Origin of the sequence: Prosthecobacter sp., from assembly GCF_044226605.1 — a bacterium.
GTDB lineage: Bacteria > Verrucomicrobiota > Verrucomicrobiia > Verrucomicrobiales > Verrucomicrobiaceae > Prosthecobacter.
Window position 1 is genome coordinate 35,062 of sequence record NZ_JBGAGS010000026.1, and the last position, 17,772, is coordinate 52,833.

The following is a 17,772-nucleotide window of genomic DNA, read 5'->3' on the forward strand; positions in this document are numbered from 1 at the left end:
ATCACTTTCCTTTGCCGATGGGGCTGCCGATGAAGGCCAGAACATCGACGACGTCCTGCGCGCTGAGCACGCTTTCCAGGCCTTCGGGCATGATCGAAGTGGTCAGCGTTTTCATATTTTGGAGCTCGGCGCGCAGCACCACGATGTCTGCGCCACCAGGCAGGCGGATGGTGACGCTGCCCGGTGTTTCGGCGGTCAGTTGACCCACAAGCTGCGTCTGGTCCTTTTTCGTCACTTGCGTGGCGGCATTGCGCTGCTCCACAGCGCGGTTCGGATCGAAGATGGCTTCAATCAGTTGTTCACGCGGCTTCGTGGCCACCGTGGTGAGATCGGGGCCTACTTCGACACCCAGTTCACGCACTTTGTGGCATGCCATGCAGATCTTCTGAAACACCACGGCACCGCGCTTTACATCTCCACTGAGGCTGGACGCATCTGCAGCATATTTTGCGACGACCTTCTGCCTGTCCGGATTGTTGTTGGTGATCGCAGGCATCGCCACCGCGGCGGGCGCTTTTTGCGGTGCTTGCTTCAGCAGCGCTTTCTCCAGATCCCCGAACACCTCGTCCGATTGTGTGCCGGTGGACGTCAAAGCACCCGCTCGAATTTGTGGCGTGAGCGGTTTGATCAACGCGACAACCTCATCGGCAGTCATGCCGCCAAGCTGCATCATGGTAAAAGCCGCCTGCACCCGCACTGCAGGCGCGGCATTCAGCAGCTTTTTCAGCTCTGCCACCGCCGCCTTGTCATTCTTCTCAATCAGCAGGCGCTGCGCTGTGTCACGCATCCATCCGTTCGATGAAGCCAACGCTGCGACGGGATCTTTCACTGCCGTCCCAGCTTTCGAAAAGCCGGTCTTGCTGATGCGATAAATCCTCCCCTTGTCCTCTCCACCGCGCAAATCCAGCCCGCGTGCAATCTCCGCCGGAATCCACTCGGGGTGTTCCAAAACAAGCCGGTACATGTCCACGACATACAGTGCGCCGTCAGGCCCCGTGCGCGCCATGCTGGGGCGGAACCAGTTGTCCTCGCTGGCGATGAATTCGCTCTCCGCATCGCCAGGGTGGCGTCTGCTGGTGATGAAAGCACCGTCGTAGTTTAACACCTCCCGGTGGACAAGATTGTTCGCCGGTTCGCAGATGAACATCACCTTTTCGCCATCCGCGCCGAACGAAGTGTCTCGGAAAGGCATCGGCGAGCAGCCAGAGGTCAGCGTGTTGACCGCGCTGCCCTGGTTGAATCGGCGCACAGGAGGACTGGCGGGGTAGATGCGCTTTTCATCATTCATGTCTCCGCGCACGGATTTCACCACGACCTTGGGGTGGCGCTCCAGGTAGCGAAACGGCAGCCAGTAGTGCCAGCCGATGGTGCTGTTGTTGTTTCCAAACCAGTTGCCAAAATCATCGCGCCACTTGCCATACTGGCTGCGGCCGCCTTCGAGCGCGAATTCTCCCGTGCGTGGATCAAAGCGGAAATCATTTGTGCCAAGCGCGATTTTTTTGCCCGTCTTCACGCAGGTGATGTCGCCGCCGCTGTCGCCATTGGCACCGTAAAACCAGCCATCAAGGCCCCAGCAGAAGCCGTTCACCAGATGCTGCGGATTGCCTGCAGTGAAACCGGTGAACCACGTCTCACGTTTGTCGCACTTGCCGTCTCCATCCGTATCTTCGGCGTAGAAGATGTCCGGGATGTTGGCGATGAACACACCGTCTTTCCAAGGAGCCAGCCCCGTGGGATGTTTGAGGCCTTCGAGAAACAGCGTGGATTTGTCGAAGACACCGTTGCCGTCGGTGTCTTCGAGAATTCTCACCCGCCCCGTCTGCAGTTCAGAGACCTTGTCCTGCCCCACGCTGCCATCTTTGGTCTTTTCTCCTGGGGCGAAGGGGTAGTCGCCCATTTCCACCACCCACATGCGGCCCTTCGCATCCCAGTCGATGAACACCGGATCCTGCACCAGGGGTTCCGCGGCCACCAGCATCGCTTCAAATCCTGGCTTCACATGAAGTGCCTTCAGCGACTCCTGCGGTGATTTGGGGGCGGGGCCTGGGACTTTGAGCAGTTCGGAAAAAGGAATGCGCTGCTGCGTGGCCTCCACCCACATCGCGCTGTCATGAAAGGTCACACCATTGTCGCTGCCATCGGCACGAACAATCAGCGGCAGGCTGTTGGCATCACCGGCTTTGCCCTCGCGCATCACCTGGGACCAGCCTTCGTTCCATTGGAGGTTCTTCTTGGCCCGTTCTTTTGGAACGAAGAGAAACACGCCGTACTCACGCGCATTTGAAAGCACGATGTCTTCATTTCCATCGCCATTCAGATCGACAAAACGCACACCGTTGTCGCGGCCCTGTTCCCCCTGCAATCTGGCAGCTTCAGGAAGCGGGTGTTCTCGCAGCGCCGGCGGTATTTCGACGGCGTTTAAGAGGCTGCTGCAGAGGAGGAGAGGCAGGATGAAGCGTGGCATGACGGATGAAGTGAAACAAACGCTGCAGTCCCGTCCCTTCCTTTGTTTTGCGTGAGAAATTTGTGGAATGCATATTTCACCATCTTTTCATCCCCGGTTCATCAAGGTTTCACGTCGCTTTTCAGCTTCGTCGTCGATGAAACCATCGATCCTCCTCCTGCTGGGGGCCAGCGCGCTGCTGGCTCAAGCCGATCCACCCGTCACTACCGCCACGCTCGATGAGAGCGAAGTCCGGATTACTTACGGCGAGCTGAAACGTCTCGTCGCTGCCACGTTGCCGAAGGAACATCCACCCGAGGTCAAACCGCAGCCTCAGGTTCCGGCGGCTCTGCTTTCCGCCCGCTATTGTCTGGACCTCAAGGCTTCTTCGATCACCGCAGAGATGCATGTGGAGAATTTCGACGGCACCTGGCATGCGATCCCTCTCGCGGGCGCTGGCGCAGGAGCAATGGCGGTAGAGCCAAAAGACGCGCGCCTCGTGGTCGATCATGACCACCTCTGCCTCATCACCGACAAGGCGGGGACTCAGAGTGTGAAGCTGACCTACGCGCTTGCCAAAGAAGGCCAGCGGACCACGCTGCATCTCGCAGCATCACCTCTTGCATCCCTTGAAATCAAAGACCTGCCAGAAGGCAGAGTACTGCGTCTGGAGCACGGCAGTTCCACGCAGACACTCACCAGTTCGGGTCTTGCAGCGCTGCCTGCTGCGGGCGGGGAGGTTACTTTCGCCCTCGAGGATTCACGAAAAGCCGCCCAGCCTCCCTTGGCTGGTCTCACGGACGACGCCCTCGTGTCCTCTGCCACGTACATCACCCAGGTCGTGCGCGACGGCTCTGCACTGACCGAGGGCTTGATCACCGTGCGTCACGATCATCCGGTCAGACTGCTCCTGCAACTTCCCGCGCCCGCCAAACTGCTCCAGTGCCATGTGAATGGCGAACCTGTGCATCCAGCGGTGGGGGAAGCCGGTCGCATGGAGATCCCGCTTGATGATCCCGCCGCGGACGGTGGCGAATCGGAAGTCAAAATCTCCTTCACGTGCACGCTTGCCCCCTTGCAACTGGCGGAGGGCGAACTTGAACTCGCACTGCCTCAAACGCCGTTCTTCGCGCGGCAAATCGACTGGAATGTGCAGCTTCCCAGCACCTACGACCTGAGCTTCAGCGGCAACGTCGATCCAATGACAGACAAGCCGGCCGTGGCTGGTCTGCACCTGCGCAAGTCTCTCTGCCGGGACCAGCAACCCCAAGCCCGCATCATTTACCGCAAACGCACCACCAACTGATCTCCATCCATCCACCAGCGCCATGAAACTCACCCACCTTTTCTCCATTGCCGTCATCTTCGTCTGCACCACCGTTGCCTGGTGGCTGCTCGGCGGCATCATCACCCAGCGCACCAGTCAGGTCTCCTACCAAACGGGCGACAGTGTCAGCGGCCGCTGGGGTCCTTCATTGTTGCAAAAGCATCCTACGGCACGTTTCATTGCCTCCAATGGCTCCCGTGTGGTGCTCCAGCCTGCAAAGAGCGATGTGAAGGTACAGATCGCTTATCAGCCGGTCAAAATGGGGCTCCTTTGGCACCGCACTTATGGCGTGAAGTTTTCCGGCGACTACACCTTTACCAATACGACAGCCATCACGCAGACCCTCAACATTGACTTCGATCTTCCCACCGGCAATACGCTGCTCGACAAGATCCATTTCAGCCTCGGAGAGGGTGGCGGTGCGCGCCGTTCGGTGGCTGCTCCGCAGGACGGAATGATCACGGATACAGTGCAGCTGGCGCCTGGTGAAAGCATCCCGGTCAGCGTCAGCTACGAGTGCCGGGGCATGGATTTCTGGAGCTACGCTTTTGCAGATGCGAGCCGCATTCGTGATTTCACACTCACGATGAGCACCGACTTTTCCGACGTGAATTTCCCCATCAGTTCTCCCACGGATCGAAAACCGGCTGACAAAGGCATGGAACTCGTCTGGAAATACGAGGACGCTATTTCCGCGCCAGGCATTGGCATGGAAATGCCGCGTGAGCTGAATGCTGGCCCGGTGGCCGCGCAGATCTCGTTTTATGCTCCGCTGTCTCTGCTGCTGTTCTTTATGGTGATCATCATCACGGCCATCTCGCGTGGGGTGGCGCTTCATCCGGTGAATTATTTTTTTCTCGCTGCCGGTTTTTTCGCCTTTCCGCTGCTGTTTTCCTACATGCTGGACGTGGTGCCCGTGCACCTTAGCTTTGGGATTGCTGCTGCTGTTTCGTTGCTGCTGGTGTGCGGGTATCTGCGCGCCGCCGCTGGAGGCTTTTTGTTTCGTGTCGCGGTGGTGGCACAGACGGCTTACATGGTGCTTTTCAGCTACAGTTTCTTTTTCAAGGGACTGACCGGCCTGACACTCACCTTGGGTGGCATTGTCACGCTCGGTGTCTTGATGGCCCTGACAGCCAAGGTGGACTGGAGCCAGAAACTTGGAGCGGTTTCTCCAAGACTTGCTTGATGTCTGCCGCCCCGGAACGTTAAATCATCAACCATACATGTCATGGCCTCCCGCATTCTTGTCGTCGAAGACGAGCCCTCCATCTGTGAAAACGTCGTGTATGCGCTCGAGGCCGATGGCTTCGCCGTCTCGATCGCTGCCACTGGAACCTCCGCGCTGGAACAGATGAAGTCGCAGGACTTCAGTCTCATCATCCTTGATGTCGGCCTGCCGGACATGACGGGTTTTGAGGTCTGCAAAGTCATTCGGAAGACGCAGTCGATTCCCATTCTCTTTCTCACCGCGCGCTCCAGCGAAGTGGACCGCGTGGTGGGGCTGGAGATCGGCGGTGACGACTATGTCGTGAAGCCCTTCAGCCCGAGGGAGCTTGTGGCGCGGGTGCGCGCCATTTTGCGCCGTGTTTCCACGGCGCCTCTGCCTGCGGCGGCCGCGGATGCTTCTGTGCCGCTGGTGATCGATGACACACGCTGTCAGGCCATCTACTTCGGCACGGCTCTGAACCTGTCGCGCTATGAGTTTCGGATGCTGAAGGCCTTCGCGGCGCATCCGGGGCGTGTCTTCAGCCGGGAGCAGCTCATGGACCATGCCTCCGAAGAGCCGGACGCCTCCATGGAGCGCACGGTGGACACGCATGTGAAAACCCTCCGCGCCCGCATGCGTGGTGTGCGCGAAGGGCTGGACCCCATTGTCACGCACCGAGGCATGGGGTACTCCTTGCTCGAAACCTGGCCCGACGCATGAGCCTTACCGCACGCTTTTTGCTGGGGTTTGCCATGGTGGCAACGGTGGGGCTGTCTTTGCTCTTCACCCAGCTCATTCACCGCGTGGAGCGGCAATACTTCGAAGCCGTGGAAGAACCCATGGTGGATGTGGCGAACATTCTGGCGGAGATGATCGCGGCGGATGCGGAGGGGGACAGCATCAACCCGCAGAGGGTGGAGAAAGCGGTGCGTGCCGCGCAGCAGCGCGAGCTGAACGCGCGGATCTACAACTTGGACAAGATGCGGGTGGACATGCAGGTGTATGTGACAAACGCTCGTGGCGAGGTGTTGTTTGACTCGGCGGGAATTGAGAAGCTGGGGACTGTTTCGAATCACCGCGATGTGAACCTCACGCTGATGGGCGAGTATGGCGCGCGCTCCAGTCGTGCAAGCCCGCGCGACCCGCTCTCAATTGTGATGTATGTGGGCGCGCCGATCCGGCGCGCGGACAAAATCATCGGCATGGTCAGCGTGGCCAAACCGCAGCGCGGAGTGCTGGGCTTTGTGTGGGAGACGGAGCGCTGGCTGAAGTGGTCCATCATCACCACGGTGCTGCTCATGCTTCTTGGCATTTATCTGGCCGCGCGCTGGGCCACGCGCCCGCTGGAGGTGCTCACCCAGCATGCGCTGGCGGTAAGCCGTGGCGAGCGCTCCACTCCGCCGCGCATGCCCGGGCACCAGATGAAGACGCTGGCCAAAGCGCTTGAAGACATGCGGGATGCGCTGGACGGCCGCGAATATGTGGAGCATTACGTGCAAAGCCTTACCCATGAACTGAAGAGCCCCGTGGCCGCCATTCTCGGCGCGAGTGAAATCCTCCAGGGCGATGTGCCGGAGCCGAAACGCGCACGATTTCTGCAAAACATTCGCGCCGAAGGCGCTCGGCTGCGCGATCTGCTGGAACGCCTGCTGCACCTCGCCGCCCTCGAAAAGCAGAAGAAACTGGAGACCAACGAGGTTGTGGATCTTGGTGCCGTGCTGGACCGGGCCTGGGACCACCTGGCAGTGGTCGCGCTGGCAAAGGAGGTGCGGCTGGAGCGGGACATAAAAAGCGGTCTGGCGGTGAAGGGGGATCCCTGGCTCCTGGAACTGGCCGTGGGTAATCTGCTGCAAAACGCGCTCGACTTTGCGCCGCCGCGAAGTGCCATCACAGTGCGGGGCTTTCACTGCGATGCGCACGCGGTTTGCGAGGTCGAAGACTCTGGACCCGGCATGCCGGAATACGCGCTGGAGCGTGTGTTTGAGCGCTTCTACTCGCTGCCCAGGCCGGACAGCGGCAAGAAGAGCACGGGCCTCGGGCTCTGTTTTGTCAAAGAAGTGGCGCAGCTTCACGGCGGCAGTGTGGAGCTGGCAAACCGCGTGGGGACCGCTGGCGCCAGGGCGCTGCTGATTCTCCCTGCCTGAGGAGGGCCTGGTTTGACAATGACGGGCCGCCTTTTACGCTTGGAGTCATGAGCACACCTGAAGCCGGAAAGCCTGTCTACAACGTGAAGAACCCCTGCATCGCAAAGGTGAAGCGGATGTACAATCTTTCCGGGCCGGACGCGCCGAAGCACACGGCGCATTACGAGATCGATCTGTCGGACTCAGGTTTGGAGTACACGCCCGGTGACTCTCTGGCCGTGCAGCCCACCAACGATCCTGCCCTGGTGGATGATACACTCGCCGCCCTCGGATTCTCTGGAGCGGAAATCGTGAAACATCCAAAAACAGGTGCCGATGTGCCGATCCGGCAGGCCTTGATTGAGGGAACCCTCATCACTGAGATCGACAACAAGCTTATCAAGGCCATCGTAGAAAAGACCGGGGGAGACACATTGCTGGCGGAACTGAGCGTTCCGGAAAAGAAGGAGGCGCTCCGGGAATACCTCTGGGGCCGCTTTGTGATCGATCTGCTGCTGGAGAATCCGCTGGCGAAATTCACGCCGGAAGAATTCATGCTCACACAGAAGAAGCTGAACATCCGCCTCTACTCCATCAGCAGCAGCCAGAAGGCGCATCCAAATGAGGTGCATCTCACTGTGGCCACGGTGCGCTATACCAGTCACAACCGCGCACGCGGCGGCGTTTGCTCCACCTTCCTCGCCGAGCGTGTAACTCCGAACGAGACGCTCATCCCCTGCTTCGTGAATCACGGCAAAGGCTTCCGCCTGCCCGAGCCGCAGGAGGAGACGCCCATCATCATGTGCGGCCCCGGTACCGGCATCGCCCCCTTCCGCGCCTTCCTCGAAGAGCGCAAAGCCACCGCTGCCAAAGGCAAAGCCTGGCTCTTCTTCGGCGAAGTCAGCTCCAAGTCCTGCTTCTTCTACAAAGACGAATTCGAAGCCTATCTTGCCGACGGCACCCTCACCAAGTTCAGCACCGCCTGGAGCCGAGATCAGGCTGAGAAAATCTACGTTCAAAACAAGATGCTGGAAAACAGCGCCGAATTCTGGGCCTGGCTCGAACAAGGCGCCATCTTCTACGTCTGCGGCGACGCCGCGCGCATGGCCAGCGATGTGGACAAAGCTCTGCACACCATCGTGGAGCAGGAAGGCGGCAAAACTCCCGAGGAAGCCACCGCGTATGTGCACGCGATGAAGGAAGCCAAACGCTACCGCCGCGACGTGTACTAGAAGGTATTGAGCAGTCGCATGATCATGGGCACGGCGGGGGCGCCAGCAAAGTGGTCCGGACAGTCCTCTGTGCGGGGGCTGGCCCTTCGCACACGCTGTGAACCGCACAGAGGACTATGCGGACTGCTTTATGCGCCAGCTTTTAGCGTGCTGGATTCACCCAATCCGCTGCGCACAACATCACAATCCTCTGCTCCACCTCAGCTCGTTTCAGCCACGCAACGATCCGCCGGTGCGCATTCGTCTCCCGCTTCCAAAACGAATTGCTCAGCTTGTCTTTCAACAGCGACTCCCGGTTGGCCTCATGGAATGCGCGGAGGTTTTCATTGGCGGCATCCGTGCCCGAAATCAGCACATCCAGACGCTTGTCGATGTCAGCAAGGCAATAGGACAGCGCACAAACCCACCCGTCGATCTCACAAACCGCCACCGCCCAGGACGCAACCATCGCATCAAGATAGGCCGAAAAAGCCCTCCGGCGCTCCTGGCTCCATCCGTTTGGCCAGCCCGACATGGCAGGCTTTTGGAACACGACTTCGATTTGCAGCGGTGAAAAAGGTTCGGAGGCCAGCTCGAGGATACGGGGGAGAAAGTAGTCAAACTCCGTGGCATCTCCCACGGTGTAGAATACGGAGAACGAATACTGCCAGAGCTGCTCCGTCGTGAGCTCGCGCAAAGGTGTGGTTAGCAACGATGCGAACTCCTCCGGGTCCTTGACCGGCGACATCACGATGCTGGCTGGACGCCTGGCACCAGCGAAGGCGGCGTAAAGGCCTTCGATGGCGCGATGGACCTCCGGTGTCATGCTACTTCGCCAGCCACAGAATCCCCGTCGCGGTCACCTGGATGTTTTTCTTCACCGGGTTGAGCTTGAATGTCTCAAACGTCAGCGTGGTTGGATCATACTGATCACGGATCTTCTGCGTGTCGTCCGCGATCTGTTTTTCCAGCTCGGCGATGTCAGCCTGAATGGACTCCAACTCATGCTCGGCGGCTTTGACATCCTGGCCTTCTTTCCAAGCCCGGGACGCGCTGGTGATGGTGCTCGCTTTGGCAACGCTCCCCTTGCGCCCCATGAACATGCCCAGCAAACTGCTGCCGATCTGCACGGCGGCGTTCAGCTTGGCCCCGCTGGCCTGCGCCTGCTGGGCGTCGATTTTTGCGGACGCCTTTTCGGCCTTGTCCTGCAGCGACTTCATGGCCTTCGCCGTTTTGGTGCGCAGTTCCTCGATGGCGGCGTCGCGCTGCTCCCGTGAGGTTTGGGTGATGCGGGCCTTGAACTCATCCTGCTTCTCTCCGGGATTGGAATACGCTTCCAGGAGTGACGAGAAGAATACCTCCAGGCTGTGATTGGCATAGACCCAGTCGGCGAAGTCCTTTTTGATGCTTGTGTAGGTCGTTGTTTTCTGCGCTGCGCCGGGCAGGTCCGCGTAGGCTGCATTCTCCTTGGGTTCGGAGTCAAACTTGCTCAGGTCATCATTCTTTGGCACATCGACAAACTTGTCCCACAGCACCTTCTGCTTCTCGATGTCGATTTCATTGACCAGAGTCACGACGCTTCGGCCGCTGATCTTCCGCTTGGCATCATCAAACACCACCGTGGCACTACGCAGGATGGCGGGGATGTAGGTGATGCGCTCGCCATCTTCCTCACTCGGCTGGAAGAGTTCCGTGGCAGTGTCAGGCAGCTTGGGACGCAGCGTGTTGCGATCCGTCGCCGCTGTGCTGCTGGCGCCGGGCGGCGCGAAGCCATCATCTTCAGCGGCGGCTGCCGCGGCCTTGGCGCCTGCTTTCGGACGCAGCGGGTCCATCAAGGCCTTGATCTGCGGACGTGAGAGCGGGCCGCCGAGATAGCTCATGAGCCAGCGCACCGTGAAGACCACAGGATGATCTTCATGCACGTTGTTCATGAGGAAGACACGATTGCCCAGCCCGGCGAGAGTCTTCTCCATTTCCTGCCGGTCAAACTTGCCGCCAGCCGTATTGGCAGCGCCTTCAAGTCCTTCGAGCACGCGCATCTTGTCTCGCTCGGTCTGCAACCTGCCAAGCCACCAGGTGCCGATGTTGGCCAGCGCCTTGTAATCCAGATCGGCGGGATTCTGCGTGGCCAGCAGAATGCCGAGGCCAAAAGCGCGCGCCTGTTTGAGCAAAATCATGAGCGGCTTTTTCGAGGGCGGCATCGCCGTTGGTGGCAGGTAGCCGTAGATTTCATCCATGTAGAAGATGGCGCGCAGAGAGGTGGTGCCCTGCTGGGTGCGCATCCAGCCGAGAAGCTGGTTCATCAGCAGCGAGACGAAGAACATGCGTTCGGTGTCGCTGAGATGGGCGATGCAGAAGATGGTGATGCGCGGTTTGCCTTCAGGTGTGTAATACATGCGCTGGATGTCCAGCGGCTCGCCTTCCAACCAGGTGCTGAAGCCGGGGGAGGCCAGCAGGTTGTTCAGTTTCATCGCCAGTGCCGTGCGCTTGGCCTCCGGCAGGAAGCTGTCGAGATCGACGACACCGATTTTTCGGATCGGCGGCTGCTGAATCTGGCGCACGAGATTTTCGAGCGTGATGTTCTGCCCCTTCTTCCAGCAAAAAGCGACGATGTTGCTGAGCAGGATGTGCTCGGGAGATTGCACAGGATCGGCATCCACGCCGATCAGTCCGAGCATGGAGGAGACCGTGCTCTCGATGCGATCTCCGAGCGCTTCGGCATCGTCCATCACCTCCGCGGGCGGGCAGTTCAGCGAGCTGAGAATGGAGACGGGCAGGCCAGCATTGCTGCCGGGCGTGTAGATGGACATCTCCACCGTCTCGCGCAGTTTTTTAACACGGTCGGCGCTCTGTCCCCATTCGCCAAGGCCCTTCTGCCACAGGGCGGATTGTGCTGCCGCGTAATCATCCGGCAACTGGCCTTTGCGGCGCGCTTCGTCTTCATTGATCCACGGACGAAACTCCTGCGGCGAAAGATTGGGAAAGGTGAGCAGCGCATTTCCGATGTCGCCTTTTGGATCGATGGCAATGACAGGCACCCCATCCATGGCGGCCTCTTCGAGCAGCGCGAGACAGAGACCCGTCTTGCCGGAACCCGTCATGCCGAGCACGACGCCATGCGTCACGAGATCTTTGGAATCATACAGGATGAGGTCATCTTTGACCTGCTTCGAAGCCAGGTCGTATTCGCGTCCAAGGTAAAAGGTGCCGAGCTTTTCGTATTGGTCAGGGGAGATGGACATGGCTGTGATTTGGATGGAGGCAGAAAGCGTGGAGAGGACGTTTGTAATGCAACTGAGAAAAACAAGATTCACAGGGCTTGCACCATCGCCGCGACAGCACCCGCCGCGTCATACCTCCGGTGGATGGCCGACATGGCCACGCAGCGCGCCTTGAGTTCCGCATCCCGCAAAGCGCCCAGGATCGCGTCTTCTAGGTGTACATGCTTTTTGGCACGCACAGCCAGCCCATGGGACACGAGACGGGCGGCATTGTCGAACTGATCGTAGTCCAGAGGCATGACCACGGAGGGGATGCCGTGATACAGGCAGTGATTTAAAATGCCCGCGCCAGCGTGATGGACGACGAGCGCGTAGCGTGGCAGATGGCGGGCATAAGAGATGAAGCAGTGCTCTTGAAAATTTTCGGTATTCGCAAAGGGGATGTCGGTGACGCGACCATGAGTAAAGTGAAACACAATGCTCGGATGCCTCTGGGCTATCGCACGCATGCTGGCGGCCAAGGCCGCCTTGGCATGTGGCAAATGGGTGCCCAGTGTGATGAGCACGCAGGGCCTTTCATCCTGCGGAAAATCAGGCGCAGGGGTGTCATCCTTTGGTGTGTGAAGCACTGCGCCGATGAATTGAAAATGCGGTGGATAGGTGCGCGGGAATTCGATTTCAGGAACGCCGAGCGCCAGAATGCGCTGCGGCGAGTACACAGCCTCAGAGCCATCTGCCCGGTAAATCGACGGCAACCCGATGCTGCAAAGCTCTTGGCGAAACAGACGGTGCATGGCTCTTTTGAACACCCGGGTGGTTTTGCGAAGCAGCGCATGCTGCATCCGCTGCACGGGATTGCGTGCAGGCAAGAGGCCGCCGCAGTAAGCGGGCGGTCCATCAGGTGTTTCAAACACGCATGGAGAAGCCAGCGCCGTCCACCAGGGAATGCCCATTTCAGTCGCAATGATGCCTGCCACGGGCACGGTGAAATCCGCGATGACCAGATCGGGCTTCTCCCTGCCGAAAAGGGCAGCAAGCTCGGCCTTGAGATCGCCAAGGAGCGCGATGTTGGCCTTAAGCTGACGATAAAGGAGCAGGGGATTGCTCTTCACATCCTGCCCGGGTTCGGCGATGGCCCACACGGCATGCTCATGCTGAGCCAGGATGGGTTTGAATGGCACGGCGCATTGTCTCGCGGCACCCGGTGTGCTGAGAACCGTGACATCCGCAGTCTCCTGCAGTTTTTCCGCAAGCCCGAGCAGCGGATGCAAATGCCCGCTGAATGGCGGAGCGATGAGGAAGACTTTCTTGCGGCTCATGCGCTCACTACCTTTTGATGATAGTCGTTGAACAGCCTCAGTGTCTCGGGCGCCTGCAGATATCCCATGTGCGCGCAGGGATAGCGGTGCTGAACCTGCGGGTGGTAGAAGCGCGAGAGCCAGTCGTGCGCACCCTGCACGAAGAGATGCGAGGCCACCTCCGGCAGCCGCCTTGACACGGGGCCATAAGCAAAGATATGGATGCGTCGCCGCAGCGCTTCGGGAAGCTGGAGATTATTGAAAAGTTCAAGTCCGCAACTGCCTGCAAGCAGCAAGATGGTTTCGTATCGGTTCAGGATCGATGACACCGCATCCCGATGTTCAAGCGCAAACGCAGGGCGGCGCGAGCGCAGATAGTGTGTGACATTGTGATAGCTGGCCTTGAGCAGCAAGAATCGCTCAGGAAAGGGGAAGGTTTCGCTCCAGGGAAAATTGTGGCCTAGCCACTGCCCGGCACCGATGCCGCTGCGCTTTTGGAAGTCTTGCTGCTCTTGCGAAAGCCCAGTGCAGCCGGGCACGCTATGTCCGGTGATGAAGCCAGCGATGAAGCTCCGCGAGTTCATGCAGCGGAGAAGTCGTTCGTGTCCCGCACTTTGTACAAGCGAGTACGCCAGCGGATGGCGCGGCTGGAGAGTGAGTGAATGAGATGAAGCGGCTGGATAAGCTCTGAAAGCAGCGAGATCAGCGGGCGATGAAGGTCACTACCAAAGTATCGATGCTGAACAGAGGACAGAAGCGAACCGCGCAAAAACAAAACGATCAGCAGGAGATATGAAAAGGGCTGGTCCCCCATCAACATCATGGCCACCGCACTAGGGAGAGCGATGATTTGCCCCAAGAGGAAGTGGAGACGCGTGGTGAGATAGAAGCACACAAGAAGCACGGGCAGCCAGACACTGACCTGGCCTGTGGCGATGGCTAGAACGAGCATGCTGACCATCAGAATTGGAGGCAGGCCATGCAGCAGAAAAATCATCGCCTGGCTGGAGATGCGCTGCCTCTGCAGCAGCAGCATGGTGAACACGTACCAGCGATGCATCATCTGCCAGTAGTGCCTGATATTCCGCACGCCAGTCTGCACCTGCATTGGCGCGGCGGACTGATGGATCGTGCCTCCGAGCTTCAGCACCAGCGTGGCCAGGGCAAGGTCGTCGGTGAGTTCGTTGAGAATAGGCTTGAAATAGCCGATGCGTTCCAGCTCCTCCGTGCGCATCACATAGCCCATGCCATTCAGCGTGAAAGGCGGCAACAGCCGCGAGGTGCCCAGGTAGGTGAAGATGGAGTTGTCGTTTACAAACTGAGCCAGCAGGTGGGAGGAGAAGCCGCGGCTCAAGTAGCACGGCAGCCCTGTGGCGACGGTGTGCGTTTTGGCCGCCTCCACTAGTGCTGCGGCGCTTGCTTCAGACAGAGTGGTGTCATCGTCCAAGACCGCGAAAAACGGTGTTTGCACCTTCTGCGCGGCCGCCATCAGCTTCCACAGTTTTGGGTTCGTGGCATCGGGGCAGGACGGGCAGAGCTTCACGTGCAGGGATGGGCACTTCAGCTTTTCTGCGATGCGTTGCGCCTCAGCGTCGTCCTCATCGATGAGCCAGCGGAAGGTCTGCCCTTTCAACGCCTTCAGGTTTTCTGCCAGACGCGACTCCAGCAGCGGATCTCCGCTGAGGATCGCCTGCGCAATGGTGAGTGTGCCCGGAGGCAAAGGCTCCTTCGGAAGGGGCGGCAGCGTCCTGACATACGCAAGCGTGAGGCCGCGTCGCACAAAGAGAGACACGATGTAAAGGCCTGCCAGAATGTAGAGCGCGGTGATCATGAATGAAGCTGCTGTTTCTGCCACGTGATGAAGCGTTGCAAGCCTTCCTCAAGACTCACGGAAGGCTGGCCGAGCACGCGCAGGCTTTTGCTCACATCAAACGTCTTGCTGAAGCCGAGAACACCGATGCCAAAGCGCGTGATAGGCGGTTCTTTCCACGGCAGGAGGCATTTGTAAATCCACTCGATCGCGGTCGCGATTACCAGTGCGCGTTCTCTTGGGATGGTGCGCGACGGCGTGGGAAGCCCGAGCTCAGCAAAGATGAGCAGTAGAAAGCTTTGGATCTCCACAGGCTCGTTGTTAGTGAGATTGAATTCACCTGTGATACTGGTGTCCAGTGCGGCACGGCGGATGTATTCGCACAAGGAGTCGATGAAGATGAGATCACCTACCGCAGGTGCGCCGGGTCGGCTGATGAAGGCCATTTTTCCCTGCTGAGCCGCGCGGAGGATGCGTGGAAAGAGAACGGTGTCGTGTGGTCCAAAGACGGCACGGGGGCGCAGAATCACCGAGGTGCCGGAAAAGCTGCGCACTAGCTGCTCTCCTTCAAATTTGGTCTGTGCGTAATGATTGACAAAGGCCGCGCCTACCGGGCTTTTTTCCGTCATGCCGAGCTGGTCTGCCTCTCGATAAAAAACGGAACTGGAGGAAACATACACGAGGCGCGGCACCTTCTGCGCAGCACAGAAATCGATGACGTTTTTCGTGGCTAGCACGTTCTGCTGGCGGAACTCCCGCAGGCTGCCCCATGGTGATGAACGCGCCGCAGCGTGGATGACGACATCGGGCTGCCATTCCAGATGCAGAGGTTGGGTAAGGTCAGCGCGGATGTAGCCAGGGAGATCGCTGGGGCGTCTGCCCAGGCCGCGAATGTCCAGGTCTTCACGCGTGCCAAACTGGCGGCAGAACGAGCCGCCGACAAAGCCGGAGGCGCCGGTGATGAGGATTTTGGTTTTCGTCATGAGGGTGGGCTGATGCAGCGGAAACGTTTTTGCTTTTCATCCGGTGCCTGATCGCTCCAAGGCAGGAAGCGCATGGCAGGCTGGTTCAATTGCAGGCCGTCGAGAAGTTTGGCAAGGGCTGAACTCACCGCGGCCTCCGTGGCTGGGGTGGCATTGCGCAAGTGGATGTGCCACTCTTCGCCATGCTGTTCCACGCGGTAGAGATCCAGAGGTTGCGGCATGCTGTAGAGCGCCTGACGCAGGGAATCCGGGAATACAGGTTGCAACGCGCCTGCGGCATCGCGGCACCAGAGGATTTCTTCGGCACGGCCTTCGATACTCTCAAGGCTCGTCGTGCGGCTGCCACAGGGGCAGGGCGTGGCGGACGGCCGCAAAATGTCGGTGAGGTGATGGCGCACGAACCACTGTGCGTGGCGGGAAAAGTCGGTGATGATAGGCTGAAAGCGGTCGCGGCTTTCATTGATCCACCGGCGCTCAATCCACAGGCTGTCTTCATTGAGATGAATGCGCCCATGCCGGCACGTGGCACCGAGAAAGCCTTCCGCAGCCTGATAAATCTGCGCGACGGGCAGATGGTAGGACTTCTGAATGTGCGCACGATCCCGCGAGTCGAGCACTTCAGCGACCGAGATGACTTGAGTCACGCAAGTGTGATCAGCGGCATGGTTGGCAATTTCGGCCAGAACCGTCGCTGGCGCGATGAGGATGTGCGGCTGCTGCTCTTTGAGATCGCGCAGCAGCTTGGCGAAGGGTTGGGTGAGGTCGTAGTAGCTAAACTGTACGCGGCGGCTGCGCACTGTGGTGTACAGGTTGCTGTTGGCGCGGAGAAAAAAGGCAATGCGCAACGGCGGGCGCAGTGGATTGATCAAATGCAGCAGGGAGTGAGTCGAGAGCATGCTGGCCAACATCTGCCCTGCCCAGCGGCAGCGGTCCGCGCGATCCACCAGAAAGACGTGGCGCGCCCCTGAGGTGCCCGAGGAAAGCCCGACACTGACACCCCCGGGAAGCTGCGGCAGGAAGTCGCGCTCGCGCTCCGCCTGCAACGCTGCCGCAGTGGCTGCTTCGAGTGTGATGTGGTGGCGGTTGAGATCGGTGAAATGCGCCAGGAAATTCCGCTTGGCCATCAGCGGGAATTTTTTCAATTCGGGCTCGATGCCTCGGTAATGCTGGCATTCCCGCACCGTGCGACGAAGGAAGCGCCGGAGCTTGAACTCCGCCGGCAGGTGCGGCAGCCAGCGTGTGCAGATGAAGTGCCAGAAGATGAGGAGGGACTCAATCACGGTGGATGTGACGCGTGCCACCGCGCTGAGCCCAGGTGGTGGAGCAGTGCGAAGGGATGAGTGTCGGTGCCTGAGATGAGAGGTGCAGGGTGCGCAGATGAGCAAAAGTCTCATCGTAGCTTTTGCCGTCATGAAAGAGCGCATAGGCCAGCCGTGAAGGCGGGCGGTTTTGCTGCAGTCCTTCGATCTTCCAGCAGGCATCACCGACGAGAAAGATGGGGGCGGCTTCGTTCTCTACTGCGAAGGCGAGGCCGAGCTGCGAAGCGGCATGGCCGGGGAGATCGATGCCGAGCATGCTGGTATCTCCCAGCAGATCATGGCATTTCGTGAACGGATGCAAGCTTTGCGGAAGTGATAGCTGCGGGGTGTTTTCCGCTGCCGTCAGGCGAGCATCGAGGTCCGCTGGAAGGAGATCCCGCAGGTATGCGCGGCGCAGCCTGCCCAGGCGGCCTTTCTTTTCCACAAAACGCCGCTCCGCTTGAGTGGCGATGAAGCGTGCCTGCGGAAAGTCCCGCAACCCCGCCACGTGGTCGGCGTGAAAGTGGGAGATGAAGATGGTGTCGATGTCGCCGGGTGAGATCTTGCGCTCTTCGAGTTGTGCCAGCAGTTCCTGCTCCGGCGGCAGTTGCACCGGTGTGATGAGCCGGTACAGGCATTCAGGCACGCGGCGCGTGGCATCCCAGAAATGCCGCGAGTAACCTGTGTCATAAAGCATGAGGCCTCGGTGTGGGTGCTCGATGAGTCCGACGAGTGCCGGGAAGTCAATGGCGCGCCGGCTTCCGCCTCGCAGTGCCGCGCATTCGGCATGCTGGCAGTGGCCGACTTTCAGCAGGTCAAATTTGACGCGGATGGAGAAGGGCGGCTGCATG

At 59.4% G+C, this 17,772-nt stretch carries 14 protein-coding genes; 5 read left to right on the top strand and 9 right to left on the bottom strand.

Annotated elements, in window-relative coordinates:
• Position 1: 1 nt before the first annotated feature.
• Positions 2 to 2,464, bottom strand: coding sequence for a PVC-type heme-binding CxxCH protein (locus ACILSO_RS27380; RefSeq protein ID WP_395740673.1), 2,463 nt, complete (start codon positions 2,462 to 2,464; stop codon positions 2 to 4).
• A gap of 136 nt (positions 2,465 to 2,600) precedes the next feature.
• Here ACILSO_RS27380 and ACILSO_RS27385 point away from each other — a divergent pair, with 136 nt between their 5' ends.
• From ACILSO_RS27385 to ACILSO_RS27405, 5 genes are read left to right on the top strand one after another with little or no spacing between them, the layout of a single operon-like run.
• Complete coding sequence (locus ACILSO_RS27385; RefSeq protein ID WP_395740674.1) at positions 2,601 to 3,749, top strand: hypothetical protein; 1,149 nt, start codon at positions 2,601 to 2,603, stop codon at positions 3,747 to 3,749.
• 22 nt (positions 3,750 to 3,771) lie between these two features.
• On the top strand, positions 3,772 to 4,956 hold the full coding sequence (locus ACILSO_RS27390; RefSeq protein ID WP_395740675.1) for an inner membrane CreD family protein: 1,185 nt from the start codon (positions 3,772 to 3,774) through the stop codon (positions 4,954 to 4,956).
• Positions 4,957 to 4,998: 42 nt separating this feature from the next.
• Positions 4,999 to 5,697, top strand: a complete 699-nt coding sequence (gene creB, locus ACILSO_RS27395) for a two-component system response regulator CreB (protein WP_395740676.1) — start codon at positions 4,999 to 5,001, stop codon at positions 5,695 to 5,697.
• Positions 5,694 to 7,121: a two-component system sensor histidine kinase CreC gene (creC, locus tag ACILSO_RS27400; RefSeq protein WP_395740677.1), complete on the top strand. Its 1,428-nt coding sequence runs from the start codon at positions 5,694 to 5,696 to the stop codon at positions 7,119 to 7,121. The genes creB and creC overlap by 4 nt, the downstream gene beginning before the upstream one ends.
• 47 nt (positions 7,122 to 7,168) lie before the next feature.
• Positions 7,169 to 8,332 (top strand): sulfite reductase flavoprotein subunit alpha, encoded by a 1,164-nt coding sequence (locus ACILSO_RS27405; RefSeq protein WP_395740678.1) that lies wholly within the window; start codon positions 7,169 to 7,171, stop codon positions 8,330 to 8,332.
• 142 nt (positions 8,333 to 8,474) lie between these two features.
• On the opposite strand, the gene ACILSO_RS27410 is transcribed toward ACILSO_RS27405, so the two are convergent.
• The 8 genes from ACILSO_RS27410 to ACILSO_RS27445 form a co-directional block, all read right to left on the bottom strand.
• Positions 8,475 to 9,137 (bottom strand): hypothetical protein, encoded by a 663-nt coding sequence (locus ACILSO_RS27410; protein ID WP_395740679.1) that lies wholly within the window; start codon positions 9,135 to 9,137, stop codon positions 8,475 to 8,477.
• A 1-nt stretch (position 9,138) separates the two neighbouring features.
• Positions 9,139 to 11,553, bottom strand: coding sequence for a helicase HerA domain-containing protein (locus ACILSO_RS27415; RefSeq protein WP_395740680.1), 2,415 nt, complete (start codon positions 11,551 to 11,553; stop codon positions 9,139 to 9,141).
• A gap of 68 nt (positions 11,554 to 11,621) precedes the next feature.
• Entirely contained in the window at positions 11,622 to 12,851 is a 1,230-nt protein-coding gene (locus ACILSO_RS27420) for a glycosyltransferase (RefSeq protein WP_395740681.1), read from the bottom strand.
• On the bottom strand, positions 12,848 to 13,414 hold the full coding sequence (locus tag ACILSO_RS27425) for a hypothetical protein (RefSeq protein ID WP_395740682.1): 567 nt from the start codon (positions 13,412 to 13,414) through the stop codon (positions 12,848 to 12,850). Before ACILSO_RS27425 ends, ACILSO_RS27420 begins: the two co-directional genes overlap by 4 nt.
• On the bottom strand, positions 13,411 to 14,661 hold the full coding sequence (locus ACILSO_RS27430; protein WP_395740683.1) for a glycosyltransferase: 1,251 nt from the start codon (positions 14,659 to 14,661) through the stop codon (positions 13,411 to 13,413). Before ACILSO_RS27430 ends, ACILSO_RS27425 begins: the two co-directional genes overlap by 4 nt.
• A complete protein-coding gene (locus tag ACILSO_RS27435; RefSeq protein WP_395740684.1) occupies positions 14,658 to 15,623 on the bottom strand; it encodes an NAD-dependent epimerase/dehydratase family protein in 966 nt (321 codons plus the stop codon). Before ACILSO_RS27435 ends, ACILSO_RS27430 begins: the two co-directional genes overlap by 4 nt.
• On the bottom strand, positions 15,620 to 16,903 hold the full coding sequence (locus ACILSO_RS27440) for a F390 synthetase-related protein (RefSeq protein WP_395740685.1): 1,284 nt from the start codon (positions 16,901 to 16,903) through the stop codon (positions 15,620 to 15,622). The genes ACILSO_RS27435 and ACILSO_RS27440 overlap by 4 nt, the downstream gene beginning before the upstream one ends.
• The gene (locus ACILSO_RS27445; RefSeq protein WP_395740686.1) at positions 16,896 to 17,771 is read right to left on the bottom strand and encodes an MBL fold metallo-hydrolase; all 876 of its coding nucleotides are present in this window, start codon (positions 17,769 to 17,771) and stop codon (positions 16,896 to 16,898) included. Before ACILSO_RS27445 ends, ACILSO_RS27440 begins: the two co-directional genes overlap by 8 nt.
• Position 17,772: the final 1 nt, after the last annotated feature.

Coding starts and splice junctions, on each gene's coding strand:
- ACILSO_RS27390 (WP_395740675.1), top strand. CDS start 3,772: ATGAAACTCACCCACCTTTTCTCCATTGCCGTCATCTTCGTCTGCACC.
- ACILSO_RS27385 (WP_395740674.1), top strand. CDS start 2,601: ATGAAACCATCGATCCTCCTCCTGCTGGGGGCCAGCGCGCTGCTGGCT.
- ACILSO_RS27430 (WP_395740683.1), bottom strand. CDS start 14,661: ATGATCACCGCGCTCTACATTCTGGCAGGCCTTTACATCGTGTCTCTC.
- ACILSO_RS27405 (WP_395740678.1), top strand. CDS start 7,169: ATGAGCACACCTGAAGCCGGAAAGCCTGTCTACAACGTGAAGAACCCC.
- ACILSO_RS27445 (WP_395740686.1), bottom strand. CDS start 17,771: ATGCAGCCGCCCTTCTCCATCCGCGTCAAATTTGACCTGCTGAAAGTC.
- ACILSO_RS27380 (WP_395740673.1), bottom strand. CDS start 2,464: ATGCCACGCTTCATCCTGCCTCTCCTCCTCTGCAGCAGCCTCTTAAAC.
- ACILSO_RS27415 (WP_395740680.1), bottom strand. CDS start 11,553: ATGTCCATCTCCCCTGACCAATACGAAAAGCTCGGCACCTTTTACCTT.
- ACILSO_RS27410 (WP_395740679.1), bottom strand. CDS start 9,137: ATGACACCGGAGGTCCATCGCGCCATCGAAGGCCTTTACGCCGCCTTC.
- ACILSO_RS27420 (WP_395740681.1), bottom strand. CDS start 12,851: ATGAGCCGCAAGAAAGTCTTCCTCATCGCTCCGCCATTCAGCGGGCAT.
- ACILSO_RS27425 (WP_395740682.1), bottom strand. CDS start 13,414: ATGAACTCGCGGAGCTTCATCGCTGGCTTCATCACCGGACATAGCGTG.
- creC (WP_395740677.1), top strand. CDS start 5,694: ATGAGCCTTACCGCACGCTTTTTGCTGGGGTTTGCCATGGTGGCAACG.
- ACILSO_RS27435 (WP_395740684.1), bottom strand. CDS start 15,623: ATGACGAAAACCAAAATCCTCATCACCGGCGCCTCCGGCTTTGTCGGC.
- creB (WP_395740676.1), top strand. CDS start 4,999: ATGGCCTCCCGCATTCTTGTCGTCGAAGACGAGCCCTCCATCTGTGAA.